The organism is Thioclava pacifica DSM 10166, assembly GCF_000714535.1.
Classification (GTDB): Bacteria; Pseudomonadota; Alphaproteobacteria; order Rhodobacterales; family Rhodobacteraceae; genus Thioclava; species Thioclava pacifica.
On sequence record NZ_AUND01000034.1, the window covers coordinates 201,491 to 217,969 of the forward strand.

Here is a 16,479-nt window from a genome sequence, read left to right on the forward strand (position 1 = left end):
TTTCGGATCGCGATTTCAGAGTTCGCTACTCAGAACGGCAGGAGCGATTTCTTCGGCTTGAACTCGACGCCGCAGCTTTCGAAGAAGGCGCGGACCTCGGGGGTGAGCATGCCCTTCCCGTTTGAATATTGCGGCAGATCGAAGCCGCCACCGGCATTGATTTCCACCACGACCGGCCCGGTCTCGGTGATCGCGATATCGGTCGACTGGTAGCGGATCGGAGCAAAGCTGCGCGCCGCGCGTTCGTTGATCTCGAGCACCTCCGACCAGAACGGCAGAATCATCCCCATGAGCCCGGCCTGATCGGGGTGATCTTCGAGGAACTCCACCTCGATCCCGCGCCGCGCGACCGTGCGGATCCGGCCGGTCTCGACGTCGATCGCGCAGGCGAGGTTGCCCGGACGCCAGAACGCATCCGCGATATTGTCGCCCTGCGGCAGCTTGATCGCGGCCATCGGCACGCGCAGCCCGTCATCGGTGATCAGGTTCACCATGCGGATCGTCGCCAGCGCCGAGGCGAAGGGTTTCAGCGCGCTGTGGTTCTCGATCACCGGCTGAAGGATATAAGCATTCTGCGCCAGCGTTTGCGCCGCGAAATCCTCGTAGCTCATCGGGTCATGGCCGGAGCAGGAGATCATTTCCGCGTCGGCCCTCTCGATGCGGAACGCGCCGAAGCTCACCATGCCGTCGTTGATTTTTCCGAAGAACTGCTGGCCCGGACGGGCAAGCAGGAAAGCGCGGAGTTCGTCAGCCGAGGTGATCCGTTCCCCGTCGCCGGGATAGATCCGTTGCGAGCTGTCGAGCACCGCTACGATCTCAGGCACCGGCACGCCAGCCGCGCTCAGGAGCGTGGTCGCGACCGATTTGTCCTCGGCCGCGCTGTACCACCCGCGATTGTTCACCTTGTTGGCGATCGGCCAGTGAAGGTCGTTGGACAAAAACGCGGCCCGCTCTTGCGCCTGAAACCGCGCCTGATCGTAGAGACCGAAGCGCACGTATTCCACGAGGTTGATCCGCGTTTCCGATTTCGCCATCTGGCGGTAATCGCGCAGGACCTGAAGAACGGAGCGGCCGGACTTCTTCGCCGCATAAACGAGAAGATCCTGAGTGGAACTGTCGCGCGCGGCCGTGTAGTTGGTTTCATCGAGGGTAGCGAGGGACATGTCGGCTCCGATAGAAACAATCAGCTGGGTTTTCAGTTGATTTGATCCTAATGCGAAACACGGCAGAAATTGGGCGCGCCGGTGTCATTTTGCCGTTTGACCGTCTCAATTCGCGCAGGCGTGACCGGTTTGTCATGTGCCCGATGGACCGGAATCGGTTTTTGCGATTACGCTGGGTCAAAGGAGACCCGTCATGTTCCGTGCTTTCCTCGCCCTGACGCTCGCCCTGTTCGCGCCGCTGCCAACGCTCGCGCAAAGCCCGCGCATCAGTCATTGCATCGCGATCGCGCAATCCGCCCCTGGGATCGAATACCTGCACAAGGCCAGTTGGACGGATCCCGTCCCCGAGCAATCGGTGCGACTGCATTACATCGACCACTCGATGGTGCTGCTTCAGACCGAGGGCGGGATCTCCGTGATCACCGATTACAATGGCTGGGTCGGCGGATCGCGCTTTGCGCCCGATTACGTCACGATGAACCACGCCCATTCGAGCCATATGAGCGAGGATGTTCCCGAAGGGACGGTGGCGTTGAAGGGTTGGTCGGACCAATTCGGCATCGCCGCCGAGCATTACCTCGATCTTGGCGAGCTGCTGATCCGCAATGTGCCGACCGCGATCCGCAGCTTTGGCGGGGTCGAAGAGAACGGCAATTCGATCTTCGTTTTCGAGGTCGCGGGGCTTTGTATTGGCCATCTCGGGCACCTCCATCACGAACCGAATGCCGCGCAATACGCGGCACTCGGGCGGCTCGATGTTGTGATGGCCGCTGTGGACGGGTCGATGACGGTCGATCAGCCGACGATGATCCGTATCCTCGACCGGCTGCGCTCACGCGTCGTGATCCCGGTCCACTGGTTCGGTGAGCCGACCTTGCAAAGCTTCCTCGACGGGATGCGCGGCACGTTCGAGATCGAGCGCCCCTTGTCGAGCGATCTCGTCGTGTCGTTGAAGACACTGCCGCGTCAGCCGACGGTGGTGGTGCTGGAACCGGAACGGCTGCGCTGAGAGCTACCAGATTTCCGGACGCGCAAAGGCCGCCACGCAATGCGCTTCGCCCTTGAGCGGCTCCAGCGCGGCTGAGCTCAGCGATTGCCCAAGCCAGCCCTGCGGCATCGACAAATCATAGGGCGCTGCGGCGATTGCCTCGGTGATTGGTGAAAATCCGACCCGCCTGTAAAAAGCCGGATCGCCATAGGTCAGGACGACATCGACGCCTGCGGATCGCAACGCTTCGAGCGCATGGTGGATGAGCGCCTGCCCGATCCCTTCGCCTTGTCGATCCGCATGCACCGCCATCGGAGATAGCAAAAACACGGTGCGCAGGTCTTCCGAATAAAGAAGCCGGGAGAAACAGACCGCACCGACGAGTTCACGCCCATCGAGCGCACAGAATACATGGAGATCGTCCTGCGAGGTCGTGTCTAGGATCGCGCGCACGAGATCGCCGAGAAGCCGACCCTCCTCAGTACCTTCCGAGGCTGTAAAAACCTGCTCGAACAGGGTCACGAAGGCGTTGTCGTCCACACCCCTGCCCGTTTGGAAAATCACTTGCCCCAATCGCTCAACTCTCCGCCTTCTTTTCCCAGCGGCCACCTTCCTCGGACCAGTAGATCGCCTTCGCCCCGGCTCCGGTCAGTGCTTTCCACTGGCCGCGCGCGTGGTTCACAGCGCCGGGATCATTACCGTCGAAGAGGATCCAGACCCGTTCATGCGCGTCGGTTTCCTCTGCGGCCACCTCGGCCCCGTCCACGGCCATCATCGCTTGGCGTCCATCGCCAGCGGGCCTGGTGCTGAGCAGGATCGGCTGCAGCGCGTCATGCGGCCCGCCTGCGAGCCCATGCGGCAGAAAGCTTTCATCGCCCATCAGCCAGAGCTTCTGGTCGAGCCAGTCGAGCCGGTCGGGGCTGTTGCCACGCAACTCCACCTTCCAGCCCTGCTCAAGCGCGCGCGACGAGAGGTTCATAACCACTTCCTCGAGGCTCGACCGGGTCAGATGGTAGAAATTGACTTGCCCCATCTCGGGCCCCCGTCTCAGGCTTCGAACTTGTCACGGATCAGCCGGTCGAGCGTACGCACGCCCCAGCCGGTCGGGCCTTTCGGCGCGAGCGTGGTCTCCGAAGGCGGCAGCGCCACGCCCGCGATATCGATATGGCACCACGGCACCTCGGGTTTCACGAAGCGCTTGAGGAAGGCCGCGGCGGTGATCGAGCCGCCCCAACGACCGCCGACATTCTTCATATCCGCCAGCCGCGACTTGATCAGCTTGTCGTAGGCGGGCTGGAGCGGCATGTGCCAGGCGCCCTCGCCCTCGACCTTCGCCGCATCAAGAATGTCCGCTACGAGTTTGTCGTCATTGGCAAAAAGTCCCGCATTCTCATGTCCGAGTGCGACGATGATCGCGCCGGTCAGCGTGGCGAGGTTCACCATCGCCTTGGGCTGGAACCGGTCCTGCGCATACCATAGCACATCGGCCAGCACGAGGCGGCCTTCGGCATCGGTATTGATTACCTCGATCGTATCGCCCTTCATCGAGGTCACGATATCGCCGGGGCGCTGAGCCTTGCCGTCGGGCATATTCTCGACGAGCCCCACCAGCCCCACGACATTCGCCTTGGCCTTGCGCAGTGCCAGCGTGCGCATCACGCCCGCCACAACGCCCGCGCCGCCCATATCCATCGTCATCTCTTCCATGCCCGCACCGGGCTTGAGCGAAATCCCCCCGGTATCGAAGACGACGCCCTTGCCGACCAGCGCGAACGGCGCCTCGTCCTTCGCGCCGCCGTTCCATTGCATGACGACGAGTTTCGACGGCATCTCCGAGCCCTGACCGACGCCCAGCAGCGCGCCCATTCCGAGCTTCTTCATGTCCTCTTCTTCGAGGATTTCCACGTCGAGGCCCAATTCGTGCATCGCCGCGAGGCGCGCGGCGAAATCGTCCGTGGTCAGAATGTTGGTGGGCTCGTTCACCAGGTCGCGGGTGAAGAATACGCCCTCGGCCAGTGCTGCGTGCGGAGCGGCCGCCGCGGCGACCTCCTCGGGTTTGGCGACCATGATCGTAACCGGGCCGTAACCCTTCTTGTCTTCGCCGGTATGGTAGTCGAACCGGTACGCGCGCAGTGCAAGACCAAGAGAGAGATCCGCCGCGCGCGGATGCCCCTGCGCGACGACGAGTGCGCCTTCCGAGCCCAGCTTTGCGCCGATCGCAGCACCTGCCTTGCGCGCCTCATCGGCGGTGGATTTGCGATCGAGTCGCACCACCTGCACCGCCTGCGCTTCGATCCCGGCAGGCCAGCTCAGCTCCATCGCATCCCCCTGCCCCAGCCCGTTGAACGCCTCCGAGCCGACCGCGCGGCTCAAAGCGCCCTTCATCGCCCGGTCGAGCTTGCGCCCCGCCGGACCGAGCTTGCCATCCCCGCCCACGATCAGAGCGATCCGCCCGGTTTGGGTGGCGAACACTTCGGGATCGGTTTCCTTGAAGGCGATGGCGACAGGTTGGGTCATGGAGCTCTCCCTTGGCGGGCCGAACCGGTGCGTTTTGCACTCTGGAGGCGCCCGCGATTGGCATCAAATTGCGCGCGAGCCTAACGGGGCGCCCGGAAAATGAAAAGCGCTCCGAACGTGGTCTTCCCTCACCCGATCCGACAGGCTAGAGAGAGGGGAAACCTCCGGGGGGATGGGAAGACAAGTGACGCGGCTGGACAGATATGTCTTGTCAAAGCTGATGGCTCTGTTCGGGTTCTTCGCGCTCGTGCTGGTGTCGGTCTATTGGGTGAACCGGGCTGTGTTGATGTTCGACAGCCTGATCTCGGATGGGCAGACGGCAGCGGTCGTTCTGGAATTCACCGCCCTCACCTTGCCTTACGTGATCCGCATCGTGCTGCCGGTCGCGGCCTTCGCGGCCACGATCTACGCGGTCAACCGGCTCGATCAGGACAGTGAGCTTGTCGTGATGCGCGCAACCGGAACCTCGAACTGGCGGCTGGGGCGGCCGGTGCTGGTCTTCGGGCTGATCGTGTCGCTGATGATGGCGGTTCTGGTGAATTTCCTCGTGCCCGCGGCCAAGGCCCGGCTGGCCGATCGCCAGCAGCAGGTGTCGCAGAACATGACGGCGAAATTCCTTACCGAGGGCACCTTCCAGCATCCGGCGAGCGGCATCACGATCTATATCCGGCGCATCTCGGATCTGGGTGAGCTTTACGATGTGTTCCTCTCGGATCGCCGCAACCCGAAGGCGCATACGATCTACACCTCGGAAAAAGCCCTGATCGTGAAGACCGAAACCGGACCGAAGCTGATCATGTTCGAGGGTATGGCCGAAACGCTGCGCCCCGACACGGGTCGACTCGACGTGACGCGGTTTTCCAATTTCACCTATGACATCGGCAGTTTCCTGAGCGGTGGCAAGGCCCGCAAGCCGAGCCTAGAAGAGATGATGACGCCCGAGCTGATCAAGGGTGGCGCGGCCATTGCGGCGCTTGGCGAAGGCGTGGAACCACGCGTCAGGCTCGAACTGGCGCGGCGCATCGCTCAGCCGCTGCTCGCACCGATTGCAGCGCTGATCGGGTTTGCCGCGCTGATGATGGGAACGTTTTCACGGTTCGGGATGTGGCGTCAGATGACGCTCGCGATCGGCGGACTGATCTTCGTGCAGGTCTTGCAAAACGCGGCCGAAAGCGCGGCCAACCGTGACCCGACGCTCTGGCCCTTGCTTTACGTGCCCGCGGTGGGTGGCGCGGTGATCGCGCTCTTCATGCTCTGGTGGTCAGGGCGACCCCGGCGCGTCCGGACGCTACGGGAGGGCGCGGCATGACCATCGCGCTCTACCTCGCCCGGCGCTTCGCCAAGAGCTTCCTTGTCGTTGCCGGCAGCTTCTGGGGAATTCTTTTCCTGATCGATATCGTCGAGGAAATCCGCCGCTTTTCCGACGAGGGTCTGACGCTGGTGCAGCTTGCCGTGCTCTCGGCGCTCAACATTCCCTCCACCGTCTACAACATCCTGCCGTTGATCGTGATGCTCTCGGCGGTGGCGCTGTTCATCGCGCTCGCGCGCAGCTCCGAGCTGGTGGTGATCCGCGCGGCGGGCCGCTCGGCCTTGCGGATGCTCGCCGCCCCCTTGGGGGTCGCGCTGATCCTTGGGCTTCTTGCGCTCTTCGTCGGCAATCCACTCGTCTCGGCCACCTCGAAACGCTATGAGAGCCTCGTCGACCACTACACGTCGGGCGGCAATTCCACCGTCTCGATCGGGCGTGAGGGCGTCTGGATGCGTCAGAGCGCGGGCTTGGGCTCGGATGGCAAATCGCTCGCCCAAGCCGTGATCCATGCCGAAAGCGCCAATGGCGATGCGACCACACTGCGCGACGTGACCTTTCTGATTTTCGACCCCGAGCGCGGTCCCGTGCGCCGGATCGACGCGAAAAAGGCCGTTCTGGAACCCGGTCAATGGGTGCTGACGGATGCGAAGGACTGGGCGCTGGGCGCCTCGACTAATCCCGAGCGGGACGCCAAGGCAGTCGCAAGCCTCACGCTGCCTTCGGATCTGACGGTGGCGCGTATCCGTGACAGTTTCGGCAAGCCCTCCTCCGTGCCGATCTGGCAATTGCCCGGTTTCATCGCCTCCCTCGAAGAGGCGGGTTTCTCGGCGCGCCGCCATATCATGTGGTTCCAGATGGAGCTGGCGCTACCGGTACTGCTGGTGGCGATGGTGATGATCGCGGCAAGCTTCACGATGGATCATGCGCGCTTCGGCGGCACGGGGACGAAAGTTCTTTTGGCTCTGGCTGCCGGTCTGGGCTTGTTCTTCCTGCGCAATATCGCGCAAGTTCTGGGCGACAACGGACAGATTCCGATCCTGCTGGCGGCCTGGGCGCCGCCGGTGATCGGATTGATGCTGCCGCTCGCGCGGCTCTTGCACCGGGAGGATGGTTGATGCGGCGGCGGTTGCGCTCTGAGCCCTGGGCTGGGCGTGTCAGTGCCTTGGCGCTGGCCTGCGTGCTCGGGCTTGTCGGGTTTGATCCCGCCCCCGCGCAGGTCACCGAAACAACGGCCGCCCAGGACGTGGCGGATCCTAACGCGATTCCCGCAAGCGAGGAGCTTGCGACGCTGCTGGCCAATCGGGTGCGCATCGAGGACGGCGGCAAGCTGGTCGCCGAGGGCAATGTCGAGGTTTTCTACAAATCGAACCGGCTTTCCGCGACGCGGGTGATCTACGACCAGAAGGAAGACAAGCTCTATCTCGACGGTCCGATCCGGCTGGTGCAGCCGGGACAATCGAGCGCGGTGATCCTCGCCTCCTCGGCCGAACTGTCGACCGATCTGCAAAACGGGTTGCTGCTGAGCGCACGAATGGTGATGGCGCGCGAATTGCAGCTGGCGGCCGCGAAGATCGAACGGCGCGACGGGCGACTGACCGTGATGGACAAGGTCGTCGCCTCCTCCTGCCAGGTCTGCGCAACGAACCCGACCCCGCTTTGGGAGATCCGCGCGAGCCGCGTGATCCATGACGCACAGACCCGCCAGATCGTCTTTCGCGATGCGCAACTGCGCGCAATGGGCGTGCCGATTGCCTATATTCCGCGTCTGCGCATGCCGGAACCGGGCGTCAAGCGCATGTCGGGCTTCCTTCAACCCGAGTTTCGGACCACCACCGGCCTCGGCCCCGGCCTCAAGCTCCCGTATTTCCTGGCGCTCGGGCCCAGCCGTGACCTGACGATCACGCCTTACGTGGCCGCTTCGCGCACCCGCACGCTCGAACTGCGGTATCGGCAGGCCTTCGATTGGGGCAAGATGGAATGGTCGGGCGCACTGAGCAAAGACGATATCATCGCCGACAAGACCCGCGGCTATCTCTTTGCCGATCTCGAGGCGCAATTGCCCCGCGATTTCAAACTGACCGCGCAGCTGCGACTGGTGAGCGATCGCTCCTACCTGCTCAATTACGGCATCTCCGACGAGGATCGTCTCTGGTCGGGCGTCACGCTGGAACGGATCCGCGCCGACGAAATGATCTGGGCGCGCTTCGGCAACACCCATTCGATCCGCGATGGCGAGAGCAATGCGACGCAGCCGATGCTGAGCGGCACCGCAGAATGGGTAAAGCGGTTCGAGCCGGCGGCGCTCGGCGGGATCGCCACGCTGCGGCTTTCGACGCTCGGCAGCCGGCGCGCGGCCTCGAGCGTGCTCGATACCGATGGCGATGGCATCCCGGACGGGCGTGATGTGCTGCGCGGCTCGCTCACCGCCGACTGGCGGCGCAACTGGCTTTTCGGACCGGGGATGCTCGGCTCGATCGAGGCGCAGTTTGCAGGCGATATCATCGAGACCAACGACGATCCCGCTTATCCGCAAACCGTGCTGCGCGGACAGCCGACGCTTGCGGCCGAGCTGCGCTGGCCCTGGGTGAAGACGAGCGGGCGCGCCGCCTACGTGATCGAGCCGATCGCGCAGGTCGTCTGGGCGCCGAACCGATTGAGCGCCTCGCCCAACGAGGACAGCCAGTTGCCCGAATTCGACGAAGGCAACCTGTTCTCGCTTACCCGCTTTCCCGGCGAGGATCTGCGCGAGACGGGGTTGCGCGCCAATCTTGGTCTGAGCTGGACCCGTTATGACAGCTCGGGTTGGTCGCTGGGCATCGCGGCGGGGCGTGTCTTTCGCCAGCGCGATCTTGACCAGTTCACCCCCGGCACCGGTCTCGCCGGAATTCGTTCGGATTGGCTTCTCTCGACCCATCTGAGCACCGCGAACGGGTTGACGCTCTCGAACCGGGCGCTGTTCGACGACACGCTCACAATGTCGCGAGACGAGTTGCGCCTCGCCTGGGCAACGGATCGGTACGATATCGCTGCGGGTTATCTTTGGCTCGAGGCAAACCCCGCCGAGGGGCGCGACACCGACATGTCCGAACTGATGCTCGATACCGGCTGGAATTGGGGCAATGGCTGGTCGGGTACATTCGGCACCCGCTACGACTTCACCGCAGAGCGTGCGGCCAAGGCCAACCTCGGCCTGCGCTACACCAATGAATGCCTCGCGGTTGATCTTTCCCTCTCGCGCCGCTTCACTTCCTCTACTAGTGTAAGCCCCGAGACCGCATTCGGACTCTCGGTCCAGTTGGTTGGCTTCGGGGCGGGCGACGGCGGTCCGGTGCGCCAGACCTGCGGACGCTGAGGCGAACGAGAAGACAACAGGCCGGCCAGGCCGCGAATGAACGAGACGAAACGGACAGGCACGCGATGACGATGATGACCCGACTGCTCACCCTTCTGGCTCTGGTACTGACCTTGCCACTCGCGCCGCGTGTCGCAATGGCGCAAGCGGGCAATTACACCCCGGTGATCACCGTGAACGGCCTTGGCATCACCGATTACGAGATCGACCAGCGCGAGAAATTCCTCAAGCTTCTCGGCACGCCCCAATCGACCCGTGAGGATGCCGAGAAGGCACTGATCGAGGATCGGCTGCGGATGTGGGCGGGCAAGCAGCTTGGCATGAAAATGAATGACGAGGCGCTCACGCGCGGGATGGCCGAGTTTGCCAGCCGGGGCAAACTCTCGACCGAACAATTCATCACGCTGCTTGGCCAGAATGGCATCGACCCGAACACCTTCCGCGATTTCGTGTCCGCCGGGGTGATCTGGCGCGAAGTGGTGCGTGCGCGTTTCGCACCGCTGATCAATGTCACCTCGGCCGAAGTGGATCGCGCCATGATGCCCGAAAGCCAGACCGGCAAGGGCGTGAAGGTTCTGATCTCGGAAGCGATCATCCCCGCCCCGCCGGGTCAGGAAGCGGCGGCGATGGCGCAGGCGCGCGAGCTGTCGGCGGCCAAAGGCGATGGCGCCTTCGCTGCGCTCGCGCGGAAATACTCGGCTGCGCCGACGCGCGATCGTGGCGGGCGCCTCGAATGGATGCCGATCGACAAGCTGCCCGCGCAGCTGCGCGGTCCTGTCCTCGCGCTCAAGCCCGGCAATGCTACTGGCCCGATCCAGCTCAACGGGGCTGTGGCCGTGTTCATGCTGCGCGCGATCGGCGATGGCGATGCGCCCTCCGCCCCGCAGGACCTGAGCTACATGACGCTGAACCTCGGCGCCTCGGGCAGCGCGCAGGCGGCGAAGCTCGCCGCGCAGGCCGCTGCCGATGCGCGCGTGTGCAACCAGCTTTACACCGTCGCGAAAGGCCTGCCCGAAACCGCGATCACGTTGCATGCGAAGGTAGCGCAATCGGAGATCCCGACCGATGAGGCGCTTGCCCTCGCTCAGCTCGATCCGGGCGAGACCCAGATCCTGAAGCGCGGTGGCAGCGATGTGCTCGTGATGTTGTGCGCACGCAACGTGGCCGACACCAAGGACGCGCCCGCCCCCGACCGCAAGCAGGTTCGCGCCTCGCTCGAGGATCAGGCGCTCGGCGCTTACGCGACGGGCTATCTCGCTGATCTCGAGGCCGAAGCGGTGATCGTGCGGAAATGAGCCCGCGCGACACAGACCGCCCGGTCATCCTGAGCTGCGGTGACCCCTCCGGGGTTGGCCCGGAACTGGCCGCGCGCGCCTGGGAGCATTTCGGTGCGCGTCTGCCTTTCGTTTGGATCGGTGACCCTTCTCACCTGCCGCGCGGCACGAAGATCCGCGAGATCGAGCGCGTCTCTGACGCCGTGACCCATGCCAGCGCGGGCCTGCCCGTGCTGCCGCACGCCTTTCCCGCCGCCGCCATTCCCGGTCAGCCCGATCCCGCCAATGCAAAATCGGTCGTCGACGTGATCGCGCGTGGTGTCGATCTGGTGATGCGTGGCGAGGGCGCGGCGCTCACCACCGCACCGATCAACAAGAAGGCGCTGCATGACGGGGCGGGTTTTGCCTTTCCCGGTCACACAGAATTTCTCGCCCATCTCGCAGGGGTCGACCGCGTGGTGATGATGCTCGCCAGCTCGCGCAGCACGCCGCCGCTTCGGGTCGTGCCCGCCACGATCCATATCGCTTTGCGCGATGTGCCCGAGGCCTTCACCCCGGCTCTGCTGCGCGAGACCGTCCGCATCACCGCCGAAGGATTGCGGCGCGATTTCGGGCTCCAGACGCCGCGCATCGCGATTGCCGGGCTCAACCCCCATGCCGGAGAAGGCGGTGCGATGGGATGCGAGGAGCGCGACTGGATCGCCGACACGATCGCGGGGCTGCGTGAAGAGGGTTATGCGCTCGCAGGGCCGCTGCCCGCCGACACGCTGTTCCACGAGCGCGCGCGTCAGGGCTATGACGCGGCGATCTGCGCTTATCACGACCAGGCACTGATCCCGATCAAGACGCTCGATTTCGATGGCGGCGTGAACGTCACGCTTGGCCTGCCCTTCATCCGCACCTCCCCCGATCACGGCACGGCCTACGATATCGCCGGTCAGGGGCGTGCGAACCCCGCCTCGCTGATTGCGGCGCTCGAAATGGCCGCGCGCATGGGCGCGGCGCGGAGGGGCTGAGATGGCCACGATCGACGGGCTGCCGCCGCTACGCGAGGTTCTGCAAACGCATGATCTCGTGGCGAAGAAGAGCCTCGGGCAGAACTTCCTGCTGGATCTGAACCTGACGGCAAAGATCGCGCGCTCGGCGGGCGATCTGACGGGCGCGGATGTGCTGGAGATCGGGCCCGGCCCCGGCGGGTTGACGCGTGGACTTCTGGCTGAGGGGGCACGCAAGGTGCTCGCGATCGAGAAGGACAGCCGCTGCCTGCCCGCGCTGGCCGAAATCGCGGCCGCCTATCCGGGTCGTCTTGAAGTGATCAATGGCGATGCGCTGGAGGTCGACCCGCTCGCCCATCTTACGCCCCCGATCAAGATCGCTGCGAACCTGCCCTATAACGTGGGCACCGAGCTTTTGGTGCGTTGGCTAACGCCGAAACACTGGCCGCCCTTCTGGGAGAGCCTGACGCTGATGTTCCAGAAAGAGGTGGCCGAGCGGATCGTCGCAAAACCCGGCACCAACCATTACGGCCGCCTTGCGATCCTCGCGCAGTGGCGTGCCGAGGCGAAGATCGTGATGAGCCTGCCGCCCGAGGCGTTTACCCCGGCGCCAAAGGTCCATTCGGCGGTGGTGCATCTGCGCGCCCTGCCCGAGCCGCGCTACCCGGCCAATGCCGCGACCCTGAGCCGCGTCGTGGCCGCGGGCTTCAATCAGCGCCGCAAGATGCTGCGCGCCTCGCTCAAGGGCGTGGCACCGGATATCGAGGCGAAACTCGAGCAAGCCGGGATCGCGCCCACGGAGCGGGCCGAGAAGGTGACACTGGAGCAATTCTGCCGACTGGCGCGGATCGTCGACGGTCAGGAATGATCCGCGCGGCTCGTGCGGAAGATCTAGATCGCATCGTGGTAATCACCGAAGCAGCCTTTCGCCCCTATATTGCGCGCATCGGTCGCCCGCCCGCACCGATGTTGGCCGATCGTCGCTCTGAGCTTGCGCATCTCTGGGTCTGCGAAAATGCCGATGAAATCGTTGGCTATGTCGGCCTGATCGCCCAGGACGGGCCGCGTGTCGCCTTGCAGATCGAGCCAATTGCTGTTGATCCTGCGAAGCAGGGGCAAGGGATCGGTGGGAAGATGATGGCCTTCGCCGAGGCGCACGCTCTTTCACTCGGGGCCGACCGCTTGATGCTGTACGTCAATGCCGCAATGAGCGAGAGCCGCGCGCTCTATGCGCATCTCGGCTTTCTCGAGACCGATCGCCGTGTGGAAGACGGGTTTGACCGGGTCTTTCTTGAAAAAGCCCTGCCTCGGTGACCCAAGGCGAGTTACGACATCAAAAAAGGCCCGCCAGTCCGGCGGGCCTTTTATCTCGTTCGTCAGGGAAACCGCTTATTCGCCCGATGCCTCGGGGGGCGCGGTTTCCACTGCCACTTCAGCCTTTTCAGCTTTGGGCGCACGCGGTTTGCGCGGTGCGCGCGGGCGTTTCGGCTTCTCGGCTTTTTCCGCCTTCTCGGCGGGAGCCTCTGTCGGAGCGGCTTCGGCGCGGCTTTCGGGGGTCTCGACGAGGCTCGAGCCATCCTCTTCGGGCTCGGGCATCGGCGGCATCATCGAGGCGCCCTGATCAGCGGTCTCCTGGCTCCGCTCCTCGCGCTCGGGGCGCTCGTTGCGATGGCCGTCCTGGCCGTTGCCACCCTGACCGTTGTTCTGGTGGTTTTGTTGGTTCTGCTGACGCTGCTGGTTACGCGCTTCCTGTTCGCGGGCCTGCTCTTTCTGGGCCTCGCCGAGCATGCGGGTGTAGTGTTCGGCATGCTGAAGGAAGTTCTGCTCGGCCACGCGGTCGTTGCCAAGTTGCGCGTCACGGGCGAGCGCGAGGTATTTGTCGATGATCTGCTGGGGCGTGCCACGCACTTTCCCCTCGGGACCGGAGCTGTCAAACACCCGGTTGACGATGTTGCCCATCGACCGCTGACGGTTCGACTTGTTACGCGAACGGGATTTCGAAGATCTCATGGCTTTCGTTTTTCTGGCCCGGTTACGCCGGGCTTGAGGAATCTGGCCGAAGGAAACTGGCCTTGCGTGAGGGCGCGCCGTCCTGAGCAATATTGCCCGGTTTGGCATCGTCACCCGCGCTGTGAAGCTGAGCTGTGCGGGGGATAGCAATCCACGCTGCACAGTTTTGACTAAACATGCGTAGGGTGGGCTTTCAAGTCGGAAAATGTGTCAATTCCACGTTTTCCCCGGATTTCCATAGGTTTTGCGCGAATTTGCGCTCAACTGGCACCACAATCGTCGGTCTTGCCGGGCTTGTGCGCCAAGATGACGCGGTCGCGCCCGTCGAGATCCTTCCGCGTCTCGATCTGTTCAAACCCTTGCTCGGCCAGAAGGTCGGTGACTGCGGCCGCCTGCGTCGGGCCGATCTCGAGCACGATCCGCCCGCCCGCCATGAGCCGCGCCGGCGCGCCGCGCGCAATCGCGCGATAGGCATCGAGACCGTCACCGCCGGGGGTCAGCGCGGAGTGCGGCTCCCACTCGCGCACATCGCGCGAAAGCCCGTCCATCTCGGCTTGCGCAATATAGGGTGGGTTCGACACGATCAGGTCGAACCGTCCGGGCACGGCGGAAAACCAGTCGGATTGCTGGAACTTCGCGCGTTTCACAACCCCAAGCGCGGTGGCGTTTTCTCTCGCGACGTCGAGCGCTGCGGGCGAAAGATCCATGCCGGTGCCCGCGGCGAAGGGCATGGATTTCAGGAGCGAGATCAGGATACAGCCGGTACCGGTTCCCAGATCGAGCACATGGACGAAAGGTCGTTCGAGCGCCACCTGAACGAGGATTTCGGTCTCCGGACGCGGGTCGAGCGTATCGCGGGTCACGCGGAATTCATGCCCCCAGAACAGGCGTTTGCCGGTGATCTGGGCAACGGGTTGATGGGCCTCGCGCGCGGCGATCGCAAGATCGAGGCGGCCAATGGCGTCCTCGGGCATCGGATCGTGCAACGCAAGTGTCAGGCGGTCGGGCCCAATGCCAAGCGCATGCGCCAACAGCCTGCGGGCATCGCCCGGCGCGCCCTCGATCCCCGCCTCTTTCAGGCGTCGGGTCGCGGCGATCAGCGCCTCTTGCGCCTTCACCCTTCCATCTCCGCGAGCTTGGCCGCCTGATCGTCCGAAATCAGTGCATCGATCACCTCGTCGATCTCGCCTTCCATTACTTTATCAAGGGAATAGAGGGTGAGATTGATGCGATGATCCGTGAGCCGGCCTTGCGGGAAATTATAGGTCCGGATGCGTTCCGAACGGTCCCCCGAGCCGACCTGCGACTTGCGCGTCTCGGCGCGTTCGGAGGCCGCGCGATCGCGTTCGGCCTCGAAGAGCCGCGCGCGCAGCACCGCCATCGCATTGGCGCGGTTCTGGTGCTGGGATTTCTCGGAAGAGGTGACGACGATCCCGGTCGGGATATGGGTGATCCGCACCGCCGAGTCGGTGGTATTGACGTGCTGGCCACCCGCCCCGGACGCCCGCATCGTGTCGATCCGGATATCGGAGGCGGGGATCTCGATATCGACGTCCTCGGCCTCGGGCAGAACCGCCACGGTAGCGGCAGAGGTGTGGATCCGTCCCCCGGCTTCGGTCTCGGGCACGCGCTGAACCCGGTGCACGCCGCTCTCGAATTTCATGCGTGCAAAGACGCCCTCGCCCTCGATCCGGGCCACCGCTTCCTTGACGCCGCCCAGCTCTGTCTCGGTCAGCTCCATCAGGTCGAAACGGCAGCCATGTTTCTCGGCATATTTCTGATACATCCGCAGCAGGTCACCTGCGAAGAGCGCGGCTTCCTCGCCGCCCGTGCCAGGCCGGATTTCGAGAATGGCGGGGCGCGCATCCGCGGCATCTTTCGGCAAGAGCGCAAGGCGCAGGGCCTGTTCCATCTCAAGGATGCGAGATTTGAGGCGCGGCAGTTCTTCTTCGGCGAGATCGCGCATCTCTGGATCGGCGAGCCAGCCCTCGGCCTCGGCCAGATCGGCCCGTGCCTGTCGCCAGGCTTCGATCTCGGTCACGACCGGTTTGAGTTCCGAATATTCGCGGCTGATTTCGGCGATCTTGCCCGGATCCGCGCCCGCGTTGAGCTGCGCCTCGAGGTACTCGAAGCGCATGAGGATCTGGTCGAGTTTCTCTTCAGGCAACATGGGCATCGGTTTGGCGCGAAGCGCGGGGGGCGTCAAGCCGCGATGGCGTCACGGGGCACGAGCCTTTCGCGGGAGCCACCGCGTAACAAAGAGATGACGCAGCCCCCTGCCCTCTGCTACACCGCCACCGGGAAAGATCCGAGGGGGGAATGAGATGATCCGCAACCTGATCGCCGCGAGCCTGTTCGCGCTCACCGCGACGCCCGCGCTTGCGCAGGATAACTTGGCCGCCATCGAGGCGATGAACGAATATCTGATGTTCTCGGAAGAATTCGACGGGATCATCCTGCCCGAACAGATCGACGAGGCGATTTTCAACAGCGTTCAATTCATCGACGTGCGCACCCCCGACGAATTCGAGACCGGATCCATCCCCGGCGCGGTCAATATCGGCTGGCGCGAAGTTCTCGACCGGATCGATGAGATCCCGGAAACGCAAAAGACCATCGTGTTCTGCAATACCGGCGCGCGCTCGTCGCAGGCGACTTTCGCGTTGCGCGTGGCAGGGCGTAAGAATGTCGTCGTGATGCAGAACGGCTTTGACGGCTGGAAGGAATGGGCCGCCTACAAGCCCGAGTGAGGCGGTTTGCCTTGCCTGCGATCACATCTCGACGGGCAGCGACCGCGCCTCCCTTTACGCTTCTCGCGCAATGACCTAGATAAACAGTCGAGAAATAGGCGCCCCGATTGATTGCACCGGG

The 16,479-nt window shown here is 64.0% G+C and carries 16 protein-coding genes; 9 read left to right on the plus strand and 7 right to left on the minus strand.

Features of this window, described 5'->3' with window-relative positions; all coding sequences use genetic code 11:
• Positions 1–29: 29 nt before the first annotated feature.
• Complete coding sequence (locus tag TP2_RS13005; RefSeq protein ID WP_038078199.1) at positions 30–1,163, minus strand: sugar-transfer associated ATP-grasp domain-containing protein; 1,134 nt, start codon at positions 1,161–1,163, stop codon at positions 30–32.
• Between the two features lie 193 nt (positions 1,164–1,356).
• On the opposite strand from TP2_RS13005, the gene TP2_RS13010 reads away from it, so the two are divergent.
• Entirely contained in the window at positions 1,357–2,172 is an 816-nt protein-coding gene (locus tag TP2_RS13010) for an MBL fold metallo-hydrolase (protein ID WP_038078200.1), read from the plus strand.
• 3 nt (positions 2,173–2,175) lie between these two features.
• Here TP2_RS13010 and TP2_RS13015 read toward each other — a convergent pair whose 3' ends face one another.
• From TP2_RS13015 to TP2_RS13025, 3 genes are read right to left on the minus strand one after another with little or no spacing between them, the layout of a single operon-like run.
• Complete coding sequence (locus TP2_RS13015) at positions 2,176–2,691, minus strand: GNAT family N-acetyltransferase (protein ID WP_240473766.1); 516 nt, start codon at positions 2,689–2,691, stop codon at positions 2,176–2,178.
• A gap of 37 nt (positions 2,692–2,728) precedes the next feature.
• A complete protein-coding gene (locus tag TP2_RS13020; RefSeq protein ID WP_038078203.1) occupies positions 2,729–3,184 on the minus strand; it encodes a DNA polymerase III subunit chi in 456 nt (151 codons plus the stop codon).
• A gap of 14 nt (positions 3,185–3,198) precedes the next feature.
• The gene (locus tag TP2_RS13025; protein WP_038078206.1) at positions 3,199–4,668 is read right to left on the minus strand and encodes a leucyl aminopeptidase; all 1,470 of its coding nucleotides are present in this window, start codon (positions 4,666–4,668) and stop codon (positions 3,199–3,201) included.
• A gap of 184 nt (positions 4,669–4,852) precedes the next feature.
• On the opposite strand from TP2_RS13025, the gene lptF reads away from it, so the two are divergent.
• The 7 genes from lptF (at position 4,853) to TP2_RS13060 (ending at position 12,912) form a co-directional block, all read left to right on the plus strand.
• Positions 4,853–5,977 (plus strand): LPS export ABC transporter permease LptF, encoded by a 1,125-nt coding sequence (gene lptF / locus TP2_RS13030; RefSeq protein WP_038078208.1) that lies wholly within the window; start codon positions 4,853–4,855, stop codon positions 5,975–5,977.
• Positions 5,974–7,092 (plus strand): LPS export ABC transporter permease LptG, encoded by a 1,119-nt coding sequence (lptG, locus tag TP2_RS13035; RefSeq protein WP_038078211.1) that lies wholly within the window; start codon positions 5,974–5,976, stop codon positions 7,090–7,092. Before lptF ends, lptG begins: the two co-directional genes overlap by 4 nt.
• Positions 7,092–9,329: an LPS-assembly protein LptD gene (locus TP2_RS13040; protein WP_051692605.1), complete on the plus strand. Its 2,238-nt coding sequence runs from the start codon at positions 7,092–7,094 to the stop codon at positions 9,327–9,329. The genes lptG and TP2_RS13040 overlap by 1 nt, the downstream gene beginning before the upstream one ends.
• A gap of 65 nt (positions 9,330–9,394) precedes the next feature.
• The gene (locus tag TP2_RS13045; protein ID WP_038078214.1) at positions 9,395–10,624 is read left to right on the plus strand and encodes a peptidylprolyl isomerase; all 1,230 of its coding nucleotides are present in this window, start codon (positions 9,395–9,397) and stop codon (positions 10,622–10,624) included.
• Entirely contained in the window at positions 10,621–11,619 is a 999-nt protein-coding gene (gene pdxA / locus TP2_RS13050; protein WP_038078216.1) for a 4-hydroxythreonine-4-phosphate dehydrogenase PdxA, read from the plus strand. Before TP2_RS13045 ends, pdxA begins: the two co-directional genes overlap by 4 nt.
• A gap of 1 nt (position 11,620) precedes the next feature.
• Positions 11,621–12,466: a 16S rRNA (adenine(1518)-N(6)/adenine(1519)-N(6))-dimethyltransferase RsmA gene (rsmA, locus tag TP2_RS13055; RefSeq protein ID WP_038078218.1), complete on the plus strand. Its 846-nt coding sequence runs from the start codon at positions 11,621–11,623 to the stop codon at positions 12,464–12,466.
• Positions 12,463–12,912, plus strand: coding sequence for a GNAT family N-acetyltransferase (locus tag TP2_RS13060; protein WP_038078219.1), 450 nt, complete (start codon positions 12,463–12,465; stop codon positions 12,910–12,912). The genes rsmA and TP2_RS13060 overlap by 4 nt, the downstream gene beginning before the upstream one ends.
• A gap of 75 nt (positions 12,913–12,987) precedes the next feature.
• Here TP2_RS13060 and TP2_RS13065 read toward each other — a convergent pair whose 3' ends face one another.
• The 3 genes from TP2_RS13065 to prfA all read right to left on the minus strand — a co-directional run bounded on the left by TP2_RS13065 (position 12,988) and on the right by prfA (position 15,778).
• The gene (locus tag TP2_RS13065; protein ID WP_038078220.1) at positions 12,988–13,608 is read right to left on the minus strand and encodes a DUF4167 domain-containing protein; all 621 of its coding nucleotides are present in this window, start codon (positions 13,606–13,608) and stop codon (positions 12,988–12,990) included.
• A gap of 260 nt (positions 13,609–13,868) precedes the next feature.
• Positions 13,869–14,726, minus strand: a complete 858-nt coding sequence (gene prmC, locus TP2_RS13070; RefSeq protein WP_038078221.1) for a peptide chain release factor N(5)-glutamine methyltransferase — start codon at positions 14,724–14,726, stop codon at positions 13,869–13,871.
• Positions 14,723–15,778, minus strand: a complete 1,056-nt coding sequence (gene prfA, locus TP2_RS13075) for a peptide chain release factor 1 (RefSeq protein WP_051692637.1) — start codon at positions 15,776–15,778, stop codon at positions 14,723–14,725. Before prfA ends, prmC begins: the two co-directional genes overlap by 4 nt.
• A gap of 154 nt (positions 15,779–15,932) precedes the next feature.
• On the opposite strand from prfA, the gene TP2_RS13080 reads away from it, so the two are divergent.
• Positions 15,933–16,358 carry a rhodanese-like domain-containing protein gene (locus TP2_RS13080; RefSeq protein ID WP_038078222.1) on the plus strand — a complete coding sequence of 142 codons (426 nt, stop codon included), beginning with the start codon at positions 15,933–15,935 and terminating at the stop codon, positions 16,356–16,358.
• The last annotated feature ends 121 nt before the right edge of the window (positions 16,359–16,479 follow it).

Bases quoted from the DNA above. Each gene is read 5' to 3' on its own strand.
- TP2_RS13005 (WP_038078199.1), bottom strand. From the start codon at position 1,163: ATGTCCCTCGCTACCCTCGATGAAACCAACTACACGGCCGCGCGCGAC.
- TP2_RS13010 (WP_038078200.1), top strand. From the start codon at position 1,357: ATGTTCCGTGCTTTCCTCGCCCTGACGCTCGCCCTGTTCGCGCCGCTG.
- TP2_RS13020 (WP_038078203.1), bottom strand. From the start codon at position 3,184: ATGGGGCAAGTCAATTTCTACCATCTGACCCGGTCGAGCCTCGAGGAA.
- TP2_RS13025 (WP_038078206.1), bottom strand. From the start codon at position 4,668: ATGACCCAACCTGTCGCCATCGCCTTCAAGGAAACCGATCCCGAAGTG.
- lptG (WP_038078211.1), top strand. From the start codon at position 5,974: ATGACCATCGCGCTCTACCTCGCCCGGCGCTTCGCCAAGAGCTTCCTT.
- TP2_RS13040 (WP_051692605.1), top strand. From the start codon at position 7,092: ATGCGGCGGCGGTTGCGCTCTGAGCCCTGGGCTGGGCGTGTCAGTGCC.
- TP2_RS13045 (WP_038078214.1), top strand. From the start codon at position 9,395: ATGACGATGATGACCCGACTGCTCACCCTTCTGGCTCTGGTACTGACC.
- pdxA (WP_038078216.1), top strand. From the start codon at position 10,621: ATGAGCCCGCGCGACACAGACCGCCCGGTCATCCTGAGCTGCGGTGAC.
- rsmA (WP_038078218.1), top strand. From the start codon at position 11,621: ATGGCCACGATCGACGGGCTGCCGCCGCTACGCGAGGTTCTGCAAACG.
- TP2_RS13060 (WP_038078219.1), top strand. From the start codon at position 12,463: ATGATCCGCGCGGCTCGTGCGGAAGATCTAGATCGCATCGTGGTAATC.
- TP2_RS13065 (WP_038078220.1), bottom strand. From the start codon at position 13,608: ATGAGATCTTCGAAATCCCGTTCGCGTAACAAGTCGAACCGTCAGCGG.
- prfA (WP_051692637.1), bottom strand. From the start codon at position 15,778: ATGTTGCCTGAAGAGAAACTCGACCAGATCCTCATGCGCTTCGAGTAC.
- TP2_RS13080 (WP_038078222.1), top strand. From the start codon at position 15,933: ATGATCCGCAACCTGATCGCCGCGAGCCTGTTCGCGCTCACCGCGACG.